Annotated in this window: 15 protein-coding genes; 4 read left to right on the top strand and 11 right to left on the bottom strand. The window is 64.5% G+C overall.

Going from position 1 to position 19,422, the window contains the following annotated elements; all coding sequences use genetic code 11:
• Window positions 1–42: 42 nt before the first annotated feature.
• Window positions 43–768 carry a FadR/GntR family transcriptional regulator gene (locus CS006_RS00965; RefSeq protein WP_100509929.1) on the top strand — a complete coding sequence of 242 codons (726 nt, stop codon included), beginning with the start codon at window positions 43–45 and terminating at the stop codon, window positions 766–768.
• Between the two features lie 192 nt (window positions 769–960).
• Here the strand turns inward: CS006_RS00965 and CS006_RS00970 are convergent, their stop codons facing one another.
• The 4 genes from CS006_RS00970 to CS006_RS00985 form a co-directional block, all read right to left on the bottom strand.
• The gene (locus CS006_RS00970; RefSeq protein ID WP_207759977.1) at window positions 961–1,737 is read right to left on the bottom strand and encodes an SDR family NAD(P)-dependent oxidoreductase; all 777 of its coding nucleotides are present in this window, start codon (window positions 1,735–1,737) and stop codon (window positions 961–963) included.
• A gap of 126 nt (window positions 1,738–1,863) precedes the next feature.
• The gene (locus CS006_RS00975; RefSeq protein WP_100509931.1) at window positions 1,864–3,111 is read right to left on the bottom strand and encodes an enolase C-terminal domain-like protein; all 1,248 of its coding nucleotides are present in this window, start codon (window positions 3,109–3,111) and stop codon (window positions 1,864–1,866) included.
• A gap of 112 nt (window positions 3,112–3,223) precedes the next feature.
• Window positions 3,224–4,753 (bottom strand): MFS transporter, encoded by a 1,530-nt coding sequence (locus tag CS006_RS00980; RefSeq protein WP_225432816.1) that lies wholly within the window; start codon window positions 4,751–4,753, stop codon window positions 3,224–3,226.
• A 173-nt stretch (window positions 4,754–4,926) separates the two neighbouring features.
• A complete protein-coding gene (locus CS006_RS00985; protein WP_100509932.1) occupies window positions 4,927–5,940 on the bottom strand; it encodes a zinc-binding dehydrogenase in 1,014 nt (337 codons plus the stop codon).
• 245 nt (window positions 5,941–6,185) lie between these two features.
• Between CS006_RS00985 and CS006_RS00990 the strand changes: the two genes are divergently transcribed.
• Entirely contained in the window at window positions 6,186–7,196 is a 1,011-nt protein-coding gene (locus tag CS006_RS00990; RefSeq protein WP_163200098.1) for a LacI family DNA-binding transcriptional regulator, read from the top strand.
• Between the two features lie 167 nt (window positions 7,197–7,363).
• Here CS006_RS00990 and CS006_RS00995 read toward each other — a convergent pair whose 3' ends face one another.
• The 3 genes from CS006_RS00995 to CS006_RS01005 all read right to left on the bottom strand — a co-directional run bounded on the left by CS006_RS00995 (window position 7,364) and on the right by CS006_RS01005 (window position 11,102).
• Window positions 7,364–8,845, bottom strand: coding sequence for an MFS transporter (locus CS006_RS00995; RefSeq protein ID WP_100509934.1), 1,482 nt, complete (start codon window positions 8,843–8,845; stop codon window positions 7,364–7,366).
• Between the two features lie 299 nt (window positions 8,846–9,144).
• Window positions 9,145–9,918, bottom strand: coding sequence for an SDR family oxidoreductase (locus CS006_RS01000; protein ID WP_100509935.1), 774 nt, complete (start codon window positions 9,916–9,918; stop codon window positions 9,145–9,147).
• A 170-nt stretch (window positions 9,919–10,088) separates the two neighbouring features.
• Window positions 10,089–11,102 carry a zinc-binding dehydrogenase gene (locus tag CS006_RS01005; RefSeq protein WP_100510432.1) on the bottom strand — a complete coding sequence of 338 codons (1,014 nt, stop codon included), beginning with the start codon at window positions 11,100–11,102 and terminating at the stop codon, window positions 10,089–10,091.
• A gap of 253 nt (window positions 11,103–11,355) precedes the next feature.
• On the opposite strand from CS006_RS01005, the gene CS006_RS01010 reads away from it, so the two are divergent.
• Complete coding sequence (locus tag CS006_RS01010; RefSeq protein ID WP_100509936.1) at window positions 11,356–12,369, top strand: LacI family DNA-binding transcriptional regulator; 1,014 nt, start codon at window positions 11,356–11,358, stop codon at window positions 12,367–12,369.
• Between the two features lie 164 nt (window positions 12,370–12,533).
• Here CS006_RS01010 and CS006_RS01015 read toward each other — a convergent pair whose 3' ends face one another.
• The 4 genes from CS006_RS01015 to CS006_RS01030 all read right to left on the bottom strand — a co-directional run bounded on the left by CS006_RS01015 (window position 12,534) and on the right by CS006_RS01030 (window position 16,613).
• Window positions 12,534–13,016: an S-ribosylhomocysteine lyase gene (locus CS006_RS01015; protein WP_225432814.1), complete on the bottom strand. Its 483-nt coding sequence runs from the start codon at window positions 13,014–13,016 to the stop codon at window positions 12,534–12,536.
• A 200-nt stretch (window positions 13,017–13,216) separates the two neighbouring features.
• On the bottom strand, window positions 13,217–13,699 hold the full coding sequence (locus CS006_RS01020) for an N-acetyltransferase (RefSeq protein WP_191997265.1): 483 nt from the start codon (window positions 13,697–13,699) through the stop codon (window positions 13,217–13,219).
• A 306-nt stretch (window positions 13,700–14,005) separates the two neighbouring features.
• The gene (gene recQ / locus CS006_RS01025) at window positions 14,006–15,919 is read right to left on the bottom strand and encodes a DNA helicase RecQ (RefSeq protein ID WP_100509937.1); all 1,914 of its coding nucleotides are present in this window, start codon (window positions 15,917–15,919) and stop codon (window positions 14,006–14,008) included.
• A 43-nt stretch (window positions 15,920–15,962) separates the two neighbouring features.
• Window positions 15,963–16,613, bottom strand: coding sequence for a TetR/AcrR family transcriptional regulator (locus CS006_RS01030; RefSeq protein ID WP_100509938.1), 651 nt, complete (start codon window positions 16,611–16,613; stop codon window positions 15,963–15,965).
• A 186-nt stretch (window positions 16,614–16,799) separates the two neighbouring features.
• Between CS006_RS01030 and CS006_RS01035 the strand changes: the two genes are divergently transcribed.
• Window positions 16,800–19,418, top strand: a complete 2,619-nt coding sequence (locus CS006_RS01035; RefSeq protein WP_100509939.1) for a YhgE/Pip domain-containing protein — start codon at window positions 16,800–16,802, stop codon at window positions 19,416–19,418.
• Window positions 19,419–19,422 lie beyond the last annotated feature (4 nt).

Raw genomic sequence — 19,422 nt, forward strand, 5'->3', positions numbered from 1 at the left:
GTTGGATTGGCATTCTTTTCGTTGATTGGTAATCTTTTTATTATGACTGATACGCCGAAATCCAACGATGGGAAAACCAACGATGCCAAGCTGATGCATCTGCCCATCGCGGACCAGCTGGCCACCGACATCATCGACGGACCATGGCCCGTGGGTACAAGCACGACGCTCGAGGACATCCAGCGTCGGTTCGGCGTCTCAAGGACGGTGGCGCGCGAGGCCGCGCGATACCTGGAGGCCACCGGCGCCGTGACCATCCGGCGCCGTGTGGGGCTGGTCGCGCAGAGCCCCGAGACGTGGGCCGCGTTGAACCCGCAGGTGATTCACTGGAAGCTGCATTCGAACCAGCGCAAGCAGGAGCTGCTGTCGCTCACCGAGCTGCGTCTCGCCGTGGAGCCGGCCGCCGCCGCATGCGCCACGCACCGCGCATCGTTGGAGACGCGGGCGAAGATGCCGGTGCTGGCGTTGGAGATGCGCAGGCACGGCGAGGCCGGCGACCTCGACCCGTTCCACGAGCTCGACATCGAGTTCCATTCGACGCTGCTGCGCAACAGCGGCAACGAGCTGTTCGCCTCGCTTGCCCCGATCGTGGAGACCATCCTGCGCGGGCGCGTGGAGATCAACATGTATCCGAGCCGGCCGTCCGCCAGCGCACTCGACGCGCACGACGAGGTGGCCGACGCCGTGTGGAAGGGCGACGCCGAACGCGCCCGCAAGGCCATGCACGACATCGTCGACGAGGTCAGCACGGTCATCGCCGCCAGATAGCCCCTCCCCCACGCGCCTCATCGCGCACCCCGCACGGCCATGTCCGAAGGCACGGCAAAAAACGCCGAAATCCGCGATCCATGGTGCCTTCGGGACGTTTCTGACGAGTAAAACGTCCCTTTCGCACCGCGAATCGCGGATTTCGGCTGTTGCGGCCCGTATGTCACGGGCCGATGGGGGATGTTCCCGGTCTTACTTCACCAGGTAGCCGCCGTCGACGGGGATGACGGTGCCGTTGACGTAGTCGCTGGCGGAGGAGGCGAGGAACAGGACCGGTCCCTTGAGGTCCTCGGGCAGGCCCCAGCGGTTGGCCGGGATGCGGACCGTGCACTCGTCCTTGCGCTCCTGGGTCATGTTGGCGCACATCTCGGTGTCCATGTAGCCGGGGGCGATGGCGTTCACGCAGATGTTGTAGCGGGCGCAGTCCACGGCGAGGCTCTTGGTGAGCTGGCTGACGGCGCCCTTGGAGGCGGTGTAGGCCGGGACGGTGGTGCCGCCGAACCAGGTGACCATGGAGCCGATGTTGATGATCTTGCCGCCGGTGGGCTGGTCCTTCATGATGGCGACGGCCTTCTGGCACATGAACCACACGTGGTTGAGGTTGATGTCGATGACGAGCTTCCACTCGTCCTCCGGGAACTCCCACGGCTGGTGGCGGCGCTGGATGCCGGCGGCCGGGATGAGCACGTCGAGACGGCCGTCGAGGATCTCCATGGCCTCGTCGAACATGCGGTCGATGTCGGCCTTCTTGGAGAGGTCGCCGACGACGGCGTAGGCGTCGTAGCCCTGGGCGCGGTACTCCTCGACGACCTTCTCCAGCTTGTCCTTCTGGACGTCCATGACGACGACCTTGGCGCCGTTCTCCAGCAGGCCCTCGGCCATGCCGCGGGAGAGGCCCTGGGCGCCGCCCGTCACGATGCAGTTCTTGCCGGCGACGTTGAACTTGTCCTGGTAGTTGAAAGCCATCATTGGCTCCTTTCAATTGTTCCTATTGGATAGGTGTTGTTTGGTTTCGGTTGGTTTGCTTGGTGGATATTAAGTTATGGGTCTGTGTTTTATGGATCCGTGATGGACGGTCCGGCGGGCGCCGGCCGGTCACGGGGTGACGAGGGCGCCGTCGCGGCGGCGGGTCTGCGTCCACGTGGTCACCGTGTTCTCGCACGGGTACTTGGCGGCCTCGGCCTCGTCGAGGTCGACGCCCAGGCCCGGCTTGTCGTTGGCGTAGACGTAGCCGTCCTTGTACTCGGGCAGTCCGGGGAACACGTCGAGCAGTGCGCCGTGCGGTCCCTTGAGCTCCTGGATCACGAAGTTCGGCGGCTCGATGCCCGACCATTCCTGCACGCCGAAGTTCTGCGCGGCCAGGTCGATGTGGATGTTCGCCGCGTGGGCCAGCGGCGACATGTCGCCCGGGCCGTGCCATGCGGTGCGCACACCGAACTGCTCGGCGAAGATCTGCAGCTTGCGGGCGGCGGTGATGCCGCCGATCTGGCTGATGTGCACGCGGATGAAGTCGATGAGGTGCTCGGTGATGAGCGTCTTCCATTCGGCCGAGTTGTTGAACAGCTCGCCCTGTGCGATCGGGATGCTGGTCTGCTGGCGCAGGCGGCGCAGCCAGTCGGTCTGCTCGATCGGCACCGGGTCCTCGAGGAAGAACAGCTCGTAGGGTTCGAGAGCCTTGGCGAGCTGCAGGGCCTCGACCGGGGCGATGCGCTCATGCACGTCGTGCACGAGGTTCATGTCGTAGCCGATGCGGTCACGGATGCCGGCGAACAGCTCGACCGTGTCGTGGATGTACTTCTTGGAGTCGAGGTAGACGCCTGGGTGGGCTCCTTCGGGGGCGGTGGCCGGGGTGTTGCCGTAGTCCTCGCCGCCGTAGCCGCCGCACTGGCAGCGGATGGTGGTGATGCCCATCTCCTGGAACTGCTGGATGTTGTCGCACAGCTCCTCGAGGTCACGGCCGTCGGCGTGGCGATAGACGGGGATGCCTTCGCGGACCTTGCCGCCGAAGAGCTGGTAGACCGGCATGCCGGCCATCTTGCCCTTGATGTCCCACAGCGCCATGTCGACGCCGGAGATCGCGTTGTTGGAGATCGGTCCGTTGCGCCAGTAGGCGTTCTGGTGCATGAGCTGCCAGATCTCCTCGATGTTCTCCACATCGCGGCCGCGCAGCAGCGGGTCGAGGTACTCCTCCACCACGGTCTTCACCGCGAGGTGGCGGTAGGCGTAGGTGGCGCAGCCCAGACCGTAGAGGCCCGGCTGGTTGGTCTCCACGCGGACGACGACGAGGTTGATGCCTTCGGGCGCCGTGCAGATGACGCGCACCTTGTCGATGGTGACTGTCATGTCGTTCTCCTTGGATTTGGATGGTCGTACGGTTCGGATGATTGTTGCGGTTGTGTTTGATTGTTGCGGTCGGGGTCGCGGCCTGGCCCCGCGACCCCGGATTGCACGTCGGTTACATCGCGTCTTCTCGGGTGGTGAGGTCACGGCCGGCGACTTCCGGCATGACCACCGCTGCGAGGAAGGTGAGCACGAGGCAGACCGCCATGATGGCCGCGATCGCGATCCACGATCCGCCGAACGCCGTGACCAGCGCGGCTGCGGTCAGCGGGCCGAAGCCGCCGGCGATGAGGTTCGGGATCTCCTTGGAGAGGGCGAGCTGCTCGTAGCGGTGTGCGGAGCCGAAGCACTCGGCCATGGTCAGGTTCTCCAGCGAGGCGAGCGAGAGCACGGCGAGGTTGTGCAGCACGATGTAGCCGATGAAGAACAGCAGGTCGGGGTTCGAGAAGTGCGGGACGAGTCCGGAGGAGGTCTGCTCCATGGTGGTCTGCGTGCCGAGGTTGTTGACCATGAGCAGGAAGCAGGGCACCAGCAGGAACACATCGATGATGGTGACGACCATGTACATGCGCTTGCGTCCGAAGACATCGCCGAGCCAGCCGATCAGCGGCACGGTGGCGAATCCGACGAGCGAGGAATACACGACGACGCTGGAGGCGACGGACTTGGAGACGAGCAGGTTGGCGGTCATGAAGGTGATGAGGTAGGTCTGCACCATGGCGGAGGTGCCGCACTGGCCGAAGCGCAGGATGCAGGCGACGATGAACGCCTTGAGGGAGCGCGGGGTCTTGGCGATCTCGGCGGCGGCCTTCTTCTCGGCCTCCTTGCGGGCCTTCTCGGCCTCGGCGTCGGCGGTCTTGTTCAGCGGCTTGTCGTACTCGGCGATGGTCTCCTCCACCGAGGCCTCATAGACCGGGGTCTCCTTGAGGTGCATTCGGATGAAGACGGCGGCGCCCATCACGATGACGGAACCGAGGAACGGGATGCGCCAGCCCCAATCGACCACGGCGTCGTTGCCGAGCCATGCCAGCAGCACGGCCCAGATGGCGCCGGCCAGCAGGGTGCCGGAGTTGGTGCCAAGCGCGGTGAAGGCGGAGACGATGCCGCGATGCTTCTTCGGGGCGTATTCGGCGAGGAGCACGGAGGAGCCGGCGATCTCGGCGCCGGCGCCGAAGCCCTGGGCCAGTCGGAGAACCACCAGCAGCGCCGGGGCGAGGAGTCCCACCTGGTCGAATGTCGGCAGCGCGCCGATCAGCGTGGTGGCGCAGCCCATGATGGCGATGGTGATGAACAGCACCTTGGTGCGGCCGATGCGGTCGCCGAGGCGACCGAAGTACCAGGCGCCGATCGGGCGGGCCACATAGCCCACGCCGTACACGGCCATGGCCGACATGATGGCCACGGCGGCGGAGCCGTGTCCGAAGAAGATGTCCTTGAAGACGAGTGCGGCGGCCAGCGAGTACAGCTGGAAGTCCATGAACTCGAGCGCGGTGCCGAGCCAGCCGGAGACGGCGGCCTTGATGAGATCGGCGGTGGTGCGTTCGGCCAGGGTGGGATCGGATTTCTCGGCCGCGGGTTCGACGTTGACCGCGGTCATTTCGGCGGCGACCTCGGTCGTTCCGTCGATGGTCATAGCAGACGACATGGTTTGCTTCACCTCATATATATATACGTAATCGGTTATCGGCACGGGCGGCATTGTCCGCGCCGCAGTATCGGAATCGTTTTGTCCGTATCGTTCGTATTTCGGGGAATCGTGTGATGTCGGGGCCTTTCGGCGTCGAGAGGCCCCGACATGATGTATGGCCTCTATGCGGCTCAGAATTCGACGAGCACCTTGGAGGACTGCGAGGAGTCCCTGGCGACGGCGAATGCGTCGGCGACCTTGTCGACCGGGTAGACCTGCGTGATGACCTCCTTGAGCGCCGGGGTGTCGGCGAGGATCTGCAGCGCCTGGTCGATCTCGTCGTAGAAGCGGAAGCTGCCGATGTAGGTGATCTCCTTGCCGTTGATGGCGGAGAGGTTCAGCGGCACGTCGCGGTCGAGCAGCATGCCGACCTGGACGATGGTGGCGCCGGGGGCGGCGGCCTTGAACGCGGCGCTGATGGCGGGGGCGGCGCCGGCGCATTCGAACACCAGATCGTAGGTGTTGGCGGGCAGCGACTCCTGCGCAACGTTGAAGACGCCCTGCGCACCGACCTTCTTGGCGACCGCAAGCGGGGCGTCGAGCACGTCGGAGACGTCCACGCGGGCGGCGCCGAGCGAGACGAGCGCGCCGGCGGCGAGCAGGCCGATGGGGCCAGCGCCGGAGACGAGCACCTTCTTGCCGCGCACATCGCCGGCGAGGCGGATGGCGTGCAGGCCGACGCTGAGCGGTTCGGCGAGTGCGGCCATGTCGAGGGAGAGACCCTCGGGGAGCACGCGGAGCTGGTCGGGACGGACGACCATCTTCTCGGTCATGCCGCCGTGGGTGTGGGGGAAGTACTGTGCGGAGCCGAAGTAGGAGCCGTTCGGCCAGATCTCGGGCTTGTCCTCGATGCCGGGGAGCTTGTCGCCGAAGGTGGCGGGATGGACGGCGACCGGGGTGCCGGCCGGGACGTTCTTGCCGTCGATGACGGCGTCCTCGTCGAGCACGGCGCTGATCTCGTGGCCCGGGGTGAGCGGCTCGCGGATAACGGACAGGCCACAGGAGCCATCGGCCAGGTAATGCAGATCGGAACCGCAGATGCCGATGAACTTCGGACGAATGACCACGTGCGTATCGTCGGCGACGGGTTCGGGGGCTTCGATGACCTCGAGCTGGCCCTTGCCGGGAATCTTGACTACCTTCACAGCATCCTCCTTGATTGCATGTGTTGTGCTGTTAGATGTAACGATACACTAAGTTTTTATAACCAAAGTATTTTTCGCATGTTTTCAACGTTTTATCGGCGTGTTGCGATTAGTTTATCGTTTCAGTAAAATGAAATCGCAACGATGTGAGCGGACACATGCCGCAGCCCGGAAAAACCATCTTGGTCGAAGGCGGCGGTAGAATTCCCTTCATTCCCCCTATCACCCACAGGATCGAAGAAACCATGGCCAGACGCAAAACCATCACCATCAAGGAGGTCGCACGCATGGCGGGGGTCTCCGTCACCACCGTGTCCAATTACCTCAACGGACAGATGGCCCGCATGAGCGCCGACACCCGCGAGAAGGTGGGCAAGGTCATCGAGGACCTGCACTACCAGCCGTCGTCGGCCGCGCAGAGCATGCGATCGAACTCCACGAAGATCATCGGCGTCATCGTCGGCGACATCTCCAACATCTTCTCCTCGATGCTGTTCGGCGGCATCCAGAAGGTCATCAAGCCGAGGAACTACAGCCTGATGCTGCTCAGCACCGGCAACGACCCGGCCGACGAGAACCTGTGCATCAACAAGCTCATACGCCAGAACGTCGACGGCCTGATCATCCAGCCCACGCAGGACGACCCGGAGGCCTTCTACCCCATCGTCAACGCGCATACGCCGCTGGTCATCGTCGACGGCATCGTCAAGGCGACGCCGAAGAACGCCGCGCACGTCATATCCGACAACACACCGTCGAGCAAGGCCATGTGCCGGGAGCTGCACGAACGCGGATACCGCCGCATCGTCACCGTGAGCGAAACCACGGCGCCGACGTCGTCGCAGCTGCCCAGGCTCGAGGCGGTCCGGCACTGCACGGCGAAGCTGGGCATGGAGCATGTCATGCTGGACGTCCGCGGCCATGATGACGCATGGCTCGCGGAACGGCTGCGCGAGAACGCCGGTCCGGACGCCCCGCGCACGGCCGTGTTCCCGCTGATGGGACCGCTGCTGTTCCGCACACTCACCGCATTGCAGGCGGCCGGCCTCGAATTCCCCGGGGACCTCGGCCTCGTCAGCTTCGACGACTGGAACTGGGGACGGTTCATCGGCGGCGGCGTCGACCTGCTTCAGCGAGACATCGACGAGATCGGCCGCCTCGCCGGCGAAAGCATCCTGCAGATCATCGAGCAGGGCCACCCGGAGCAGACGGAGATCAGTGTGCCGACCCGTCGCATCGCCGGGCACTCGCTGTAAGCCGGACACTCGCCGTAAGCTCCGCGGGGTCGCATGGCAATCGTCATGCGACCCCGCGAACGTCTTCAAACAACGATCCCGCATATACGCCGATGCCGGTTCGCGCCCTCCGGGGAGGGAACGAACCGGCATCGTGCAATCAAGGGATTTCAGGGGTAGGTCTTATATCACATCGCATCCTCTCGGACGGTGAGGTCGCGGCCGGCGACCTCGGTCATCACGACGCTGGCGCCGAAGGTGACCGCGGTGTAGAAGAACATCAGCACGGCGAGGGCGACCCAGGAGCCGAACACGGTGACCAGCGCGGCGGCGATCAGCGGGCCGAAGCCGGCGGTGATCAGGTTCGGGATCTCCTTGGAGAGGGCCAGCTGCTCGTAGCGGTGGGCCGAGCCGAAGCACTCCGCCATGGTCAGGTTCTCCAGGGAGGCCAGGGCCATGACCGTGAGGTTGTGCAGCACGATGTAGCCGATGAAGAACAGCAGGTCGGGGTTCGAGAAGTGCGGGACCAGACCGGTGGAGGTCTGCTCCATGACCGTGTCGGTGCCGCGGTTGTTCAGCATCATCAGGAAGCACGGCACGATGATGAAGAAGTCGATGACGGTGACCACGGTGTACATGCGCTTGCGGCCGAACTTGTCGCCGAGCCAGCCGATGAGCGGCACGGTGGCGAATGCGACGAGCGAGGAGTACACGACGATGTTCGAGGCGACGGTCTTGGAGACGAGCAGGTTGGCGGTGAGGAAGGTGATGAGGTAGGTCTGCACCATGCCGGAGTTGCCGGACTGGCCGAAGCGCAGGGCGGAGGCCACGAGGAAGGCCTTCCAGGAGCGCTTGGTCTTGGCGAGCTCGGCGATGGCCTCCTTGCGGGCCTCGGCGGCGGCCTCCTTCTTGGCCTTCTCGGCCTCGCGGTCGAGCGGCTTGTCGTACTCCTCGATGATCTCGTCCACGGAGGCCTCGAAGACCGGGGTCTCCTTGAGGTGGATTCGGATGAAGACGGCCACGCCCATCACGATGACGGAGCCGAGGAACGGGATGCGCCAGCCCCAATCGACGACCGCGTCGTTGCCGAGCCAGCCGAGCAGGATGGCCCACACCAGACCGGCGAACAGGGTGCCGGAGTTGGTGCCGAGGGCGGTCAGCGAGGCGATGATGCCGCGCTGCTTGGTCGGTGCGTACTCGGCGAGGAGCACGGAGGAGCCGGCGATCTCGGCGCCGGCGCCGAAGCCCTGCACGAGTCGCAGGATCACCAGCAGTGCCGGGGCGAGGAGTCCCACCTGGTCGTAGGTGGGCAGCGCGCCGATCAGCGTGGTGGCCACACCCATGATGGCGATGGTGATGAACAGCACCTTCGCTCGTCCGATGCGGTCGCCGAGGCGGCCGAAGTACCAGGCTCCGATCGGGCGGGCGATGTAGCCCACGCCGTACACGGCCATTGCCGACATGATGGCCACGGCCTGCGAGCCGTGTCCGAAGAAGATGTCCTTGAACACCAGAGCCGCCGCCAGCGAGTAGAGCTGGAAGTCCATGAACTCGAGCGCGGTGCCGAGCCAGCCGGAGACGGCGGCCTTGACCAGGTCGCCCATCGTGCGCTTGACCAGCGAGGGGTCGCCGCCTCCATTGGCGGCAGTCGAAACTTCAGCAGAAGACATAGGAAACTTCACCTTTCCAACAGGGTTCTCTCTTGGTTGCATAGGGAGGGTTCCTCCCCTCCCATTCCCCGTAAGGCACGCATGCCATGGCATGCCCTCCGGCAGGTCCGCACAGGTAAGGGGAAGGAAACCAGTGCGGCACCCGTATGTTCACCGTCGCGTCTTCGTCGCCGCGACCGGTGGACGGGAGAGCGGCCGAAACCGCAGGCCCTCTCCCGATTCCCGCGCCGGGTCCATCCCGACGCAAGTCTTGTTCGGCGGACCGGCCGCAGCCGGCCCGCGTCGTCATCGCCCGACGACTAGCGCAGCAGGTAGCCGCCGTCGACCGGCAGCATCACGCCGGTGACGTAGTCGGAAGCCTCGCTGGCCAGGAACACCATCGGGCCCATGAGCTGCTCGGGCACGCCCCACTCGCCGGAGGGGATGTGCTCGCGGATTTCGGGACCGCGGACCGGGTCCTGCTGCAGGGAGCGGGTCATGTCGGTGATGATGTAGCCGGGGGCCAGGCCGTTGACCTGGATGTTGTACGGAGCAAGGGCGTCGGCGTAGGCGCGGGTGAGGCCGAGCACGCCGTGCTTGCTGGCCGCGTACGGGAAGATGCGCTTGCCGGCGCGGTAGGACTGCATGGAGCCGATGTTGATGATCTTGCCGTGCTTCTGCTTGGCCATCACCTTGGCGGCGGCGTGCGAGAGCATGTACAGGCCGTTGAGGTTCACGTCGATGACCTTGTACCAGTCCTCGTCCTTGAAGTCGAGCACGTCGTTGCGGATCTGGATGCCGGCGTTGTTCACGAGGATGTCGAGGTGGCCGAACTTCTCGATGACGGCGTCGACGATGGTGTCGGCGGCGCCGGGCTTGGTGATGTCCTGCTTGATGAAGCCGATCTGACGGCCGTTGGCCTCGACGATCTCGCGGATCTCGTCCCAGCCCTCCTCGTTCTCGGCGGCGACGAAGATGTCGGCGCCGTACATGGACAGCGCGATGGAGTAGTTGCGGCCGAGTCCTCGGGCGCCGCCGGTGATGAGGGCGACCTTGCCTTCGAGGTTGTAGCTGTTGCGATCGAACTTGGGCATGGTTTCTCCTTAGAAACGTGTCTTCGGAATCGCAGTCGGTCTTCCATGATCGACGCGAAATCAGATGATGATTGCGGCGATCGCCGTGATACAGGCGATCGGCCGGGGTTGATGATTATCGGGAGGGAGGCCGGGAGACCGCGCTTTTGGCGCGTCCCCCGGCGGAGACGTCACATGGCGATGAGCACCTTGGCGGACTTGGACGCGTCGGCCGCGGTGGCGAACGCCTCGCGGTAGTCATCGACGTCGAAGACCTGGGTGATGACCTCTTCGAGGTTCGGGTTCTTCGCCAGCACCTCGACGGCGTCGCGGATCTCCTGGAAGAAGCGGAAGCTGCCGATGTAGGTGATCTCCTTGCCGTTGATGGCGGAGATGTTGAGGCTGGCGTCGCGGTTGACCATCATGCCGACCTGGATGATGGTGGCGCCGGGGGCGGCGGCCTTGAAGGACGCGCTGATGGCCGGGGCGGCGCCGGAGCATTCGAGGATGAGGTCGTACTCGTTGTCGGGCAGGGACTCCTGCGCCACGTTGAAGACCTTGGTCGCGCCGAGCTTCTTCGCCACGGAGAGCGGGTGGTCGAGCACGTCGGAGACGGCGACGCTCGCGGCGCCCTCGGTGAGGGCGGCGCCTGCGGCCAGCAGGCCGATGGGGCCGGCGCCGGAGACGAGGACCTTCTTGCCGCGCACTCCGCCGGCGAGGTTGATGGCGTGCAGGCCCACACCCAGCGGCTCGGCCAGGGCGGCGGCCTTGAGCGAGACGCCTTCCGGCAGGACGATGAGCTGGTCGGGGCGGACGGCCATCTTCTCGGTCATGCCGCCCTGCTCGTGCGGCAGGTACTGGGCGGAGCCGAGGTAGCGGCCGTTCGGCCAGATCTCGGGCTTGTCCTCGATGCCGGGCTGCTTCTCGCCCCACGTGGAGGGGTGGATGGCGACCGGGGTGCCGGCCGGGATGACCTTGCCGTCGACCTCGACGTCCTCATCGGTCACGGCGCTGATCTCGTGGCCGGGGACGATGGGCTCGCGGACGACGGACATGCCGACCTGTCCGTCGGCCAGGTAATGCAGATCGGAACCGCAGATGCCAATGAACTGCGGACGGACGACGACCTTGCCGTCCTGATGCTCGGGTTCGGGGCGTTCAGCCAGGTCAATCAGTCCCTTGCCGCTGATAAGTACCGACTTCACTTCGACATCCTCCTTGATGTTCGATGATTTCATTTCCCAAGGTATATCGTTTCCCTTGTGGGGTTAACGTTACACCTAAATCAGTTATAATGTCAATATACATTGAAATTTGAGGCGTGTCTTAAGGTTTACAGCATGGTTTTAACGTTTTCCTAAAAACTGTATAACGACACGTTTGCGAAAGACGGCGCAGATAAGGAGCGAACCGTAGAATGACCAATGACCACAACCGTTTCGACCGATATTGAGCACCATGAACAGCCGAAAGACCATCACCATCAAGGAAGTAGCCAAAGTGGCGGGAGTCTCCGTCACGACCGTGTCGCGCTATCTCAACGGCAATCTCGGCAAGATGAGCGTCGCCACCCAGCAGAAGATCCAGCAGGTGATACAGGACCTCAACTATCGGCCGTCCGCCGCGGCGAAGAACATGCGGTCGGACAGCACACACATCATCGGCGTCATCGTCGGCGACATCTCGAACGTCTTCGCGTCCATGCTGTTCACCGGCATGTACAAGGCGCTGCAGCCGCAGAACTACAGCGTGATGCTCCTCAACGCCAACGACGGCGCGGACGAGGAGCGAGAATGCGTGGAGAAGCTGCTGCAGCAGAACGTAGACGGGCTGATCATCCAGCCGAGCCGCAGCAATTTCGAGGACTACTACCCCATCGTCAACGCACGCACGCCGCTCGCGTTCGTCGACCGATACGTGGACGCGACGCCGCCGTCGGTGATCCACGTGACGTCGGACAACTACGAGGCCAGCCAGCGCATGTGCGAGGAGCTGGCAGGCAAGGGATACCGGCATATCGTCGTGGTGAACATCACGACCGTGGGCACCTCGGCGCAGATCCCGCGACTGCACGCCATCACCGAGGCCGCGCGTCGGCTCGGGCTGCGCCTGTCGGTACTTGACCTCGCCGGCGGGGACAATGCCTGGCTGACCGACACGCTGCGGGTCATCAGCGCGAACAGCGCACAGGAGCGGACCGCCGTGGTCTCGCTGATGGGACCGCTGCTGCTGCGCGTGCTCGCCGCGGCACGAGAACTCGGCATGGATTTCCCCCGCGACATGGGGCTGCTGAGCTTCGACGACTGGGAATGGGGGGAATACGTCGGCCACGGCATCGACCTGATTCTCCAGGACCCGGAAACCATCGGCCGCAAGGCCGGGGAGGCGCTGCTCGCCACGATCCGCAAGCAGCCGCCCGTCAGCAACGAGATCGTCGTCCCCACGAAGCGGGTCCTCGGCCACTCGCTGTAATCACATGCGCAAATGGCCGAAATCCGCGATTCACGGTGCTTTCGGGTCGCTTTCAACGAGGAAAGCGACCCTTTGGCACCGCAGATCGCGGATTTCGGCCATTACGGACCGCATTACGACCCATCAGCCATCTCAGCGGTCCTACGACTCAACGGACCGACGGCTCAGACGACCTTGCGCTCGAACGGATCGGAGCTGATGCCCTTGGCGAGGATGTCCTTGCACCATTCCTTCGCCGTGAACAGGCTGTGGTCGCGGTAGTTGCCGCAGCTCTCGATGGTGGTGGCGGGCACGTCGTCCCACGTGGCCTTGTACGCGATGAACTCCAGCGACTCCTTGAGCGCCTTGGCCACGTCCTCGGTGGAGTGCTCGCCCCAGGTGAGCAGATGGAAGCCAGTGCGGCAGCCGAACGGCGAGCAGTCGATGTAGCCGGGGATGCGCTCGCGCAGCAGCACGGCGATGGTGTGCTCGATGGTGTGCAGGCCGCCGGTCGGGATGGCGTTCTCGTTCGGCTGCACCAGGCGCAGGTCGTAGTTGGAGATCACGTCGCCGTGGGGGCCGGTCTCCGTGTCGATGTAGCGCACGTACGGCGCCTTGACCTTGGTGTGATCCAACTGGAAGCTTTCGACGACCGGCTTGTCTGCCATGATGTCCTCCTTGAAAGACGGGATGCATACTCGCATGCCGGTAACGCATGCGACCGCTATCTACTGTCGTCGCAAAACCGTCAATCGTCAACCGCATGGTCGCCGTCATGTCATAGTTGTCGTCTATCGCCGGCCATCATGGCCGGTTATCGGACGGCCGGCACCACGGTCGCCAAATTGCGACGTGCCGGCCGGCGGCGCTATCGCCGGTCGTTGCGCTGATAGGCCAGTCGTTCGGCGTCGCCCTCGCGCCGCACCAGCGTGATCACTCCGCAGCGTGTGAAACCGCTGGATTCCAGCACATGCTGCATGCCGTGGTTGTTGCGGTGGGTGTCCATGCGCACGTTGCCGTAGTGCTTCACGGCCCAGTTCAGGCAGTCGCGGCCGGCATGGCCTCCAAGGCCCGACGCGGCCACGCGATGCACGGCCATGTAGTCGTCGTCATCCAGCCACGCGCCGTCGATCTCGGCGTACGACGGGTCGGGGCCGGGGCACAGCACGAATACGGCGAGCGCCCGCTCCGCGCCGGGGTTGCCGTCGTCGTCCGTTCCGGCGTGGTCGACGAGCAGACGCGTGCGCCCTTCGGCGATGTCGGCGCGGACGGTGGATTCCAGCGGGAACCGGTCGGCCCATTGCGTGGGGTTGCCGTTTTCGGCCATGAGCTTTCGCGCGCGGGCGTACATCGTCTGGATGACGTCGAAGTCGGCGGCGGTCGCCGTACGGACGATGCGGGTGGTGGACGGAGTGGAATCGGATGTCACGATGGTCCTTTCGTCTGGGTTGATGGATTGGCAGTATTCTCGGCTCCCCTCATGATTGAGGGGAGCTGGCCGCCAAAGGCGGTCTGAGGGGAGTTGAAACATCCGACCACACGCCCCCTCAGTCGGCCGCACCGACAGCTCCCCTCGCTGAGGGAAGCCATTGCATGAGGCATCCGTAGCGCCGTCATCCCGGGCAGAGCAATCGGCAGAGAGGCAGATAGGCGATACCTAAGCGAGGAAGTCGCGGATGACGGGGAGGAAACGATCGCCGTAGAGCTCGAGCTTGTGCTGGCCGACGCCGTTGACCTCGAGGAATTCGTCGTCATCGGTCGGCTTGAGCTCGCACATGCTGCGCAATGATTTGTCGGAGAACACGATGTACGGCGGCTTGCCGATCTCGCGCGCGATCTCGGTGCGCAGCTCGCGCAACCGGTCGAACAGTTCGGCGTCGGTTCCGGAAAGCTCCTCGGGAACGGCGGAGCGTGTGCCGCGCGACGGGCCGGACGAACCGCCGTATGATGATTCGCCGTCCCGGCCGGCGGGACGTTCCACCTGCTTGATGACCATGTGGAAGTCGTTGCGCACGGTCTGCGCGGCACGCGTTCCGAATGTGATGGTCTGGTATTTGCCGTCCTCCACGGCAAGATAGCCGTCCGACGTCATCTGCGATATGACGTCGCGGATGCGCGCCGCCGGCACGTCGCGAAGGCTGCCGTACGTGGGCGCGGAGTCGAGATGCCGCCAGTCGTGCATCTCCTGCGCGTCGGAGCCGCGCAGTATCTGGGTGAGCTTGCCGGCGCCGAGATTGCGCGGCCGGCCGTTCTCGCCGAGGCCGAGGAGCACCTGCACGTCATGCACGCATCGGCTTACGGCCACGGCGATCTTCGTCACGTCGACGGTCTCGAACTCGCTGTCGCAGTTGGAGCAGCCGGAGCATGGCGTATCGTCGGTCTCGCCGAAATACGACGTGATGTATCTATGCAGGCAGTCGGTGGTGCGGCAGTAGCCGATCATGCCGTCGAGCAGCACGCGTCGGCGGTTTCGTATGATTTCGGCCTCGTCGGCGCTGAGGCGTTCGTTGTCGCTGCCCATCTCGATGAAACGGCGTCGGGTGGTGATGTCGCCGTCGCTCCACAGCAGGGTGCATCGGGCGGGTTCGCCGTCTCGCCCGGCACGGCCGGCCTCCTGATAGTAGGCTTCGATGCTGTCGGGCATGTTGTGGTGGACGACGTAGCGCACGTTGGATTTGTCGATGCCCATGCCGAATGCGTTGGTGGCGACGACGACATGCGCATCGTCGTTGACGAAGTCGCGTTGCGCCCGGCTGCGTTCGTCGGCCGGCAGCCCCGCGTGGTAGCAGACGGCGGCGATGCCGCGGCCGCGCAGGTCGTCGGCGAGCGCTTCGGTCTCCTTGCGCGTGGCACAGTAGATGATGCCGGATTCATCGGGCCGGGCGGTCACGTATCGTTCTATCCATTGGCGTTTGGCGGTGGGCGTGGCCTTGATGACGTCGAAGTACAGGTTGGTGCGGTCGAAGCCGGTGACGCTGACCTGGGGATTGCGGAGCCCGACGAGGTTCACGATGTCGTGGCGCACGCGTTCGGTGGCGGTCGCGGTGAACGCGGCGATGACGGGACGGTATGGCAGGCCGGCGATGAAGTCGCCGATGCCGAGGTAGGCGGGGCGGAAGTCCTGCCCCCATTGGGAGACGCAGTGGGCCTCGTCGATGGCAAGCAGGGCGATGCGGTTCCGGGCGGCGAAATTCGTGAACTGCTGGGTGCCGAGGCGTTCGGGCGCCACGTAGACGGCGTCGCATCGTCCGGAGGCGGCTTCGGCGAGCGCGGCGGACTGCTCTTCGAGGCTTTGCGTGGAGTTGACGTAGACGGCGTGGATGCCGTTGTCCTCGAGTCCGGCGACCTGGTCGGCCATGAGCGACACCAGCGGCGAGACGACGACGGTGAGACCGCCGAGCAGTACGGCGGGTATCTGGTAGCAGATGGATTTGCCGGCGCCGGTGGGCATGACGCCGAGTGCGTCGCGGCCCTGCAGAATCGCTTCGATCAGCGGCTCCTGACCGGGTCGGAACCCGTCGTAGCCGAAGTAGTGCTTGAGCGCCGCCCGCGCATCGTTCATGTCTGCCATGCTCCCGAGTCTATGGCCGGGCGGCGAAAACCCGACGCGCCGGTCAGCGCACGGCAAGACGGATGTTCTCACGCAGGGAGTCGATGCCGGCGGCCCTGGTGGTGGAGCTGATGATGGCGGCCATGAATTCGATGGATTCCTTCCGCCCGTTTCTGAACCAGTCGCGAATCACGTTCATGACGCCGCCGAGGATGTAGTCGAACTGGTAGTCGCGCACCATCCGCGCGTGTTCGATGTCCACGTCGTCCGCGCCTTCCAACGCCGCCGAAACGGGGTCGAGCGCATCATTGCAGATGTCGCGGATACTGTCGGCAAAGTCATTGAACAACGCATTGCCGAAGGACGACATAAGCACGGAGAACAGCCCGTCATGCTCGTCGATGTAGGTGAGCGCGGCGACGGCGAACGGTCGGTACTCCCCCGCGATCATCTCCTGCGCGTGGTTCTCGACGACGTCGCGGAACTGTTGCACGGCATCGTCCTCGATCCGGCCGAGCAGCTCCTGCACGTTGTTGTAGTGCGCATAGAAGGTCACGCGGTTCACGTCGGCACGGTCGGCCAGCTCGGTCACGGTGATGGATTCCACCGGCTTGGTGCGCATGAGCTCGATGAGCGCGTCCGCCAGGCGGGCGCGGGTGCGTCGCACCCGTCGGTCGCCGTTCGGTTTCGTCGTGCGCACTGCCGTCTTCGTCATTGTCGATGCTCCTGACCGTTGTTGAAGGACCGTCCCGTAGGAAAAACGATATGTATTGTATATCGATTTTTCCTTACGATTGATTATTACACTACACTTGTAGTATAACTTATATCCGTAAGTTTTCGCTGCGACGACCATACGTCGCGCAAGCCGCAGGACATCAACGAGATTCACCGAGGGACAATGAAACACGTATTCCAGGTATTCGCGCGCGACATCCGCCGCATACTCGCCGTGCCCATGGCCGTGATCACGGTGCTGGGCATCTGCACGATTCCCGCGTTGTACTCCTGGTTCAACGTCGCCGCGTTCTGGAACCCGTACGACAACACCGGAGCGCTGCGCGTGGCCGTGGTCAACGAGGACAGGGGCGCGAAGGACGAGACCATGGGCGAGCTGAACATCGGCGACCAGGTGGAGACGTCGCTGCACGACAATCATCAGCTCGACTGGACGTTCATGGAGCGCGAGCAGGCGCTTGACGAGGTACGCGCCGGCAGAAGCTACGCGGCCATCATCATCCCTAGGGATTTCTCGGCCGACCTCATGACCATCGCCACCGGCGACTTTCATCAGCCGAAGATCGACTACTACGCCAACGAGAAGACCAGCCCCATCACGCCGCGCATCACCGACACCGGCGCCGGCACATTGGAACGACAGATCAACAGCCAGTTCCTCTCCACGGTGAGTAAAACGGCGGCCGAAGCCATGGCCAAGGCCGCGAACACGACCTCGGCCCATGCCGATGCGGCGCACCGCGAGACGTCGAACGGCGTGAACAAGGCGCTGGACGGCATCGACGACGCCGAGACCAAGCTTGATTCGCTCATCGCCGCCGTGGACGACGGGTCCGCGAAGGTCGCCGAGGCACGGAAGGCATTGAACGGCATCTCCGGCAAGGCCGCGAAGGCACAGAACACGCTGGACTCGGGCATCGCGTCGCTGAGCGACGCACAGAACGGGCTGACCTCGCTCAGCTCCGGGCTGGCGGTGAAATCGGCAAGCGCCTCGGCGGCGCTGTCCACAGGATCGCAGAATGCGAACTCGTTCATCGGCAAGGCGTCCGGCAGCGTGCTCGGCGCCAAGGAACGGGCCGATTCCGCGGTGGACTCCGCGCAGGATGCGGTGGATGCGAACGCCGCCATCGTCGACGCGCTGAAGGATTCGGAGTTCGCCGGCACGGACTCCGGCAAGGCGCTCATCACCCAGCTGGAGCAGCGCAATCAGGAAAGCCGGAAGGCCCTGGACGCCCTGCGCACGGCCGGCACGAACGTCGGCGACAGCGCCACCGCCATCGCCGGCGCCGCCAACGACATCGACGCGGCCAATCAGAACACCATCGCCGCACTGCAGAACACCCAGTCGACGCTCGGCGGCACCACGACCTCCGGTCTCAACAGCGCGCTCGGCTCGTTCTCCGCGAGCGCGACCACGCTTTCGGGAACGCTCGCCAAGGTCGGGCCGGCCGTGGACGAGGCGGATACGGCGCTCAATCAGCTCAGCACCACGCTCGCCAAGACGTCGAAGGCTCTCAAGGGCTCGAAGCAGTCCCTGGCCGCGACCCGCACCACGTTGAACGACATCGGCTCCGACATGAACGCCGCGTCCAGCGCCGGCACGTTCGACAGGCTTCGGTCGGCGCTCGGCGCCTCGTCCGACGAGGTGGCCTCGTTCGTGGCCTCCCCCACCGCACTGGAGACCCATACCGTGTATGCGCTGAACTCCTATGGTTCGGCCGTGGCTCCGATGTTCACGAATCTGGCGTTGTGGATCGGCGCGTTCACGCTGGCGATGATGGTGCATCTCGAGGTCGACGACGAAGGCATCCCCGGACTGACCTCGAGCCAGAAGTATCTGGGACGCTGGCTGCTGCTGGCCGTATTGTCCTGCGTGCAGGCGCTCATCACGACCACCGGCAATCTCGTCATCGGCGTGCAGTCGGCGAATGTGCCGGCGCTGTATCTGACGACGATGTTCATCGGCGTGGTGTACGTCTCCATCATCTACGCGATGTGCATATCGTTCGCCCATGTGGGCCGAGGCCTCACCGTGCTGCTGACCGTGCTGCAGGTGCCGGGCTCGTCGGGCATGTATCCGATAGAGATGATGCCGAAGGAGTTCCAGCGCATCTACCCGTTCCTGCCGATCACCCACGGCAACAACGCGTTGCGCGAGACGATCGGCGGGTTCTACGGCGACCACTACTGGCGGTATCTCACGACGCTGACGCTGTTCGCGGCCGTGGCGTTCGTGGTCGGCATGACGTTGCGCCCGTATCTCAACAATCTCAACACGATGGTCTCCCGGCGGTTCGCGGCCACGGACCTGCTGGCCGCGGAGAAGCCGGTGGCCATGAGGAACCGGTACCGGCTCGACCAGATGCTGCGCGCGCTGAGCGATTCCGAGGAGTTCCACGCGGGCATCATGCGACGGGCGGCGATGTTCGAACGATGGTATCCGCGGCTCAGGCGCGGGGCGCTGGCCGCCGGCATCATCCTGCCGATCGGACTGACGGCGTTCTCGCTGACCACCGGCGAGAAGATAGGCATCCTGATGGCCTGGGTCATCTGGATCGTGGCCATCATCACGTTCCTCATCGGCATCGAATTCATCTACGACGGCATCCAACGACAGATTCGATTGGGGAACATGGATGGCGAGGAGCTGCGCAACATCTACCGCGAACAGCGGCTGCACAAGAGGCCGTCGAATCCGCTGAACATATTGGACGCCGACGAACGCGGCGGCAGAACACCGAGGCATTCGGCGACGACCGTGGCATCCCGGAAGGAGGCGTGACGTC

The sequence above is a fragment of the Bifidobacterium primatium genome (assembly GCF_002802875.1).
Taxonomy (GTDB): domain Bacteria; phylum Actinomycetota; class Actinomycetes; order Actinomycetales; family Bifidobacteriaceae; genus Galliscardovia; species Galliscardovia primatium.

Coding starts and splice junctions, on each gene's coding strand:
- CS006_RS00965 (WP_100509929.1), top strand. CDS start 43: ATGACTGATACGCCGAAATCCAACGATGGGAAAACCAACGATGCCAAG.
- CS006_RS00970 (WP_207759977.1), bottom strand. CDS start 1,737: ATGATGGCTTTCAACTACCAGGACAAGTTCAACGTCGCCGGCAAGAAC.
- CS006_RS00975 (WP_100509931.1), bottom strand. CDS start 3,111: ATGACAGTCACCATCGACAAGGTGCGCGTCATCTGCACGGCGCCCGAA.
- CS006_RS00980 (WP_225432816.1), bottom strand. CDS start 4,753: ATGTCGTCTGCTATGACCATCGACGGAACGACCGAGGTCGCCGCCGAA.
- CS006_RS00990 (WP_163200098.1), top strand. CDS start 6,186: ATGGCCAGACGCAAAACCATCACCATCAAGGAGGTCGCACGCATGGCG.
- CS006_RS00995 (WP_100509934.1), bottom strand. CDS start 8,845: ATGTCTTCTGCTGAAGTTTCGACTGCCGCCAATGGAGGCGGCGACCCC.
- CS006_RS01000 (WP_100509935.1), bottom strand. CDS start 9,918: ATGCCCAAGTTCGATCGCAACAGCTACAACCTCGAAGGCAAGGTCGCC.
- CS006_RS01010 (WP_100509936.1), top strand. CDS start 11,356: ATGAACAGCCGAAAGACCATCACCATCAAGGAAGTAGCCAAAGTGGCG.
- CS006_RS01015 (WP_225432814.1), bottom strand. CDS start 13,016: ATGGCAGACAAGCCGGTCGTCGAAAGCTTCCAGTTGGATCACACCAAG.
- CS006_RS01020 (WP_191997265.1), bottom strand. CDS start 13,699: ATGTACGCCCGCGCGCGAAAGCTCATGGCCGAAAACGGCAACCCCACG.
- recQ (WP_100509937.1), bottom strand. CDS start 15,919: ATGGCAGACATGAACGATGCGCGGGCGGCGCTCAAGCACTACTTCGGC.
- CS006_RS01030 (WP_100509938.1), bottom strand. CDS start 16,613: ATGACGAAGACGGCAGTGCGCACGACGAAACCGAACGGCGACCGACGG.
- CS006_RS01035 (WP_100509939.1), top strand. CDS start 16,800: ATGAAACACGTATTCCAGGTATTCGCGCGCGACATCCGCCGCATACTC.